The sequence below is a fragment of the Shimwellia pseudoproteus genome (assembly GCF_016415625.1).
GTDB classification, from domain to species: domain Bacteria; phylum Pseudomonadota; class Gammaproteobacteria; order Enterobacterales; family Enterobacteriaceae; genus Shimwellia; species Shimwellia pseudoproteus.
In genome coordinates, this window is the sequence record NZ_WBXP01000096.1 from 1 (window position 1) to 3,791 (window position 3,791).

General features: G+C 52.6%; 4 protein-coding genes. 2 read left to right on the forward strand and 2 right to left on the reverse strand.

From position 1 onward, the window contains the following. Nucleotides 1–539 precede the first annotated feature (539 nt). Nucleotides 540–827: a hypothetical protein gene (locus tag F9C28_RS19725; protein WP_199016945.1), complete on the forward strand. Its 288-nt coding sequence runs from the start codon at nucleotides 540–542 to the stop codon at nucleotides 825–827. A 263-nt stretch (nucleotides 828–1,090) separates the two neighbouring features. Then, the gene (locus tag F9C28_RS19730; RefSeq protein ID WP_199016946.1) at nucleotides 1,091–2,272 is read left to right on the forward strand and encodes an MFS transporter; all 1,182 of its coding nucleotides are present in this window, start codon (nucleotides 1,091–1,093) and stop codon (nucleotides 2,270–2,272) included. A 55-nt stretch (nucleotides 2,273–2,327) separates the two neighbouring features. Here F9C28_RS19730 and uspF read toward each other — a convergent pair whose 3' ends face one another. Continuing rightward, on the reverse strand, nucleotides 2,328–2,759 hold the full coding sequence (gene uspF / locus F9C28_RS19735; RefSeq protein WP_199016947.1) for a universal stress protein UspF: 432 nt from the start codon (nucleotides 2,757–2,759) through the stop codon (nucleotides 2,328–2,330). A 179-nt stretch (nucleotides 2,760–2,938) separates the two neighbouring features. Then, entirely contained in the window at nucleotides 2,939–3,733 is a 795-nt protein-coding gene (locus F9C28_RS19740; protein ID WP_233149201.1) for a phosphoethanolamine transferase, read from the reverse strand. Nucleotides 3,734–3,791 lie beyond the last annotated feature (58 nt).

The following is a 3,791-nucleotide window of genomic DNA, read 5'->3' on the forward strand; positions in this document are numbered from 1 at the left end:
TGAACTTTTGCTTTGTCACAGGATGTCGCTACAGGGTCAGGAGTGTGGTGATCTGATCCTAATTTCGGCTAAAAGTTCGATTTATTCAACAAAGCCCAGGCAACACGGTGATGCTCGCCCAGCGCTGTGTTATTGGGCGGTATCATCTTACAGCATTATGATTTATATAATTTTTCCTGTTGTTTACATCTCTGTGATAATCAGTAACAGCGCGTATCACTCTGCGCCTGACCGGTGCGGGCCCGCAGAGCGTTGCGCCAGGCGGCCAGAAAGGCCGGCGGCGCTATCACCACGGGGGCATTTCAGGACGGGGAAAATATGCGGATTTTGGTTTTATTTATGCTCGCCAGCAGGCCAATCTTTTGCCCTTTAATTCTGCGGGTCTTTTTATGTGCTGTGCCGGGAGAATCGTGCCGGATTTATGGCTGCCAGAATCCCGGGATATCGGGACAATAATACCGAGATGGCGTTGCAATTCCCGCACCACAGCGGTAGTAAGGAATATCACCGCAGGACGTTATCTGACCGCCGGGGGAAGGATGCCAACACCGCGAATTGTACTGATCCCTTGCCTGTTGGCGCTAGTATGGGGCGCTTTTGTCGCCAGTGAGATGCTGTTATGGCGTTTGAGCGATCGCTATCCGGCCCATTTTGCCGGGGTGCGTTATGTGAATGATATCGCGTTATTGACCCCCCAGGCGATGGCCGAGATTTGCCATCAACCGCTTACCCGGCCTGAGCTACAAACCAAACATAACCGGTTATTTTTACGTTGCGGAACACCGGGTATTGAAGGGGTTTACCGGATTGAGATTTGGCGCGAGTAGTTTACCGGGCCGTCCTGTTTGTGCAGGATAATAAATGGAAATACCGGGTATATCCGGGGGGCAGGGGAATAGTCATCATTGGTCTTAACAAGACATATTTTGTCATACCTTCACTGGTTACCGTCGGGATAATTTTAGCCGTGATAGTCGCCTGGGGCGTAATTTATTGCCTCTGCTGGGCGGAAATAAAATTTTTATCGCTTGCTGTTAATTGGCCGTTGTTAATATTATAGCCGGATGTGATTTTATCAGACGTTATTATTATGACCGTATCCGTCAGTAATAGACAATTAAATCTGCGTATCGTCTCCATTGTTGTTTTTACCTGTATCTGTTACCTCTCCATTGGCTTACCCCTGGCGGTACTCCCGGGTTTTATTCATTATCAACTGGGCTACAGCACCTTGCTGGCCGGGGTGGTGATCAGTATCCAGTATATCGCGACACTTATTAGCCGGCCTCACGCGGGCCGTTATACTGATATTTGGGGGCCGAAACGGGTGGTGCGGCTGGGTATTCTGTGTTGTGGATTAAGCGGTTTGTTATCGCTGCTGGCGGCGCTGCTGCCCGGTAGCCCGGTGATGTCTGTGGCGGCGCTGATGGTCGGGCGTATCTTTCTTGGTGTGGGTGAGAGTTTTACGTCTACGGGCTCCACCCTGTGGGGCATTAAAACGGTGGGGGTTATCCATACCTCGCGGGTTATTTCGTGGAACGGGGTTGCCACCTATGTGGCAATGGCGGTGGGGGCTCCGCTGGGTGTGGTACTGAACCGTTATTTCGGCATCAGTGGTTTTGCGGTGCTGATTATTGTGATTGCGGTTATTGGCCTGTTATTTTCCCGCACCCGCCCGGACGTGAGTATTACCGCCGGACAGCGGGCCCCCTTCCGGGAAGTGGTCGGTAAAATATGGCCATATGGTATGGGGCTGGGATTAGGAACGGTCGGTTTTGGTGTTATTGCTACCTTTATCACGCTCTATTTTGCTTCGCACGGCTGGCAGGGGGCGGCGTTTGCGTTGTCCCTGTTCAGTATTGGGTTTATTTGCGTGCGCCTGGTGCTGGGCAATACCATCACCCGGTTTGGCGGCGTGAAGGTGTCATTGATCTGCTATGTGGTGGAGTTCGCGGGGCTGTTGTTGATCTGGCTGGCACCGTACGCCTGGCTGGCAGGGGCAGGGGCATTTCTTACCGGCGCCGGGTTTTCGCTGGTCTTTCCCGCCCTGGGGGTCGAGTCTGTTAAACAGGTTGAGGAACAGGATCACGGCGCGGCGCTGGGGACCTATTCTGCATTTCTGGATCTGGCACTGGGGATAACCGGCCCACTGGCGGGCTGGATTGCCGGGTTTGGTGGTCTTGGGGCGATTTACTTATATGCGGCACTGGTGGTGGCCTGTGGCTTTTTCCTGATCCTGCGGGTTCAGTTACGCTCACAGACACACCCCTGACCGACATCGCGCCTGAGGAAGCCGGTATCCACAACCAGGTACCGGCCAGGCGTGATTAACGGATCACCAGCACCGGACATTCTGCATGGCGCACCACCGCCGCGGCGTTAGAGCCGAGCAGGTAGGTGGTAATATCGGGCCGGTGGGAAGAGATAATCACCAGATCTGCCGGCAGGGTTTTGGCCATCTCAAGGATGGTGTCCCGGGGGGCCCCTTCCACGCAGTGCGTGAATTTACGGTCTTCGGGGAGGGAAAACTGTGTCGCGATTTCGGTCAGTTTTTTCTCGGCCCGATTTTTAAGCTGGTGGATGTCCGGCAGATCCACCATACCTTGCCCCAGGGACATATAGTACGGCAGTACCGGGACCACGGTCAGAAAATGGATTTCGGCATCATCAATACGGGATTGTGCCTCCACCCAGGTGATGACCTTTTGTGTCAACTCCGTTTCTGAAACATCAATGGGCACAAGAATCTTTCTCGTCATATAACCTCCTGTCGATAGCTCGTCTGATATTGCGTAATTGGCCCGTTAATCATACAGGCAGATTTTCTTTTTTGCTGTGAAGGGCAGCAAAGTGTAAAAAATAAGCACAGATCGCGATCGTGGCGGAATGAAGAAAGGGGATTCAGCCCGGTTTACCCGGGCTGGCGTGAAGGGAGTGGTTAGCGGCAGGAATGGAAAATATCGCTGTTCGGGTCGTAAACCGTTGTGCTGATATCCCAGAGCCCCAGCACGGAAGAGAACAGGTTGTCATGGGAGTAGCTGTTGTGCGCCGCGTTATTTTTCAGGCAGGTCAGATCAATATGCTTCTCCGCGCGAAATCCTGGTGACATCCAGACCTGCATGGGCACATGGGTTTGCTGATCCGGGGCCAGCTTATAAGGGGTACCGTGCAGATACAGGCCGCTCTCGCCCAGTGATTCGCCGTGATCGGAAACATACACCAGTACGGTGTTATAACGGTCGCTGTACTGCTTCAGTTTTTCAATCATCTGAGCCAGCACATAATCGGTATAACGCACGGTGTTGTCGTAGGTATTGACCAGTTGCTCCTGGGTGCAGTTTTCAATATCGCTACGTGCACACTCCGGCATGTAATGGCGGAATTCTGGCGGATAGCGGCGGTAATAGGTGGGGCCGTGGCTACCGATAAAATGGAATGCAATCAGTTTATCGCCCGATTTTTTACTGATTTCATCATCAACATTCTCCAGCATCACCCCGTCATAGCAGGTTTCGCCGTCACACTGTTTTGCATCAGCTTTCGGATCGATCTCAATCGTCGGGATCCGTTTACATGCCCCTTTGCAGCCGCCGTCATTCTCTTTCCACAGCATTGAAACACCGGTTTTTTGTACCACGTCCATCAGCCCTTCGCTGTTGGCGGCTCTTTCGGCGTCGTAATGTTTACGGCCCATATTAGGGAAGGTGCGAATAAGCAGGTCATTTCTTCCCAAGCTGACTCGCTGATTAAAATTTCGCGGATCTGGGCCGATTTTTTTCCCGCAAACACAT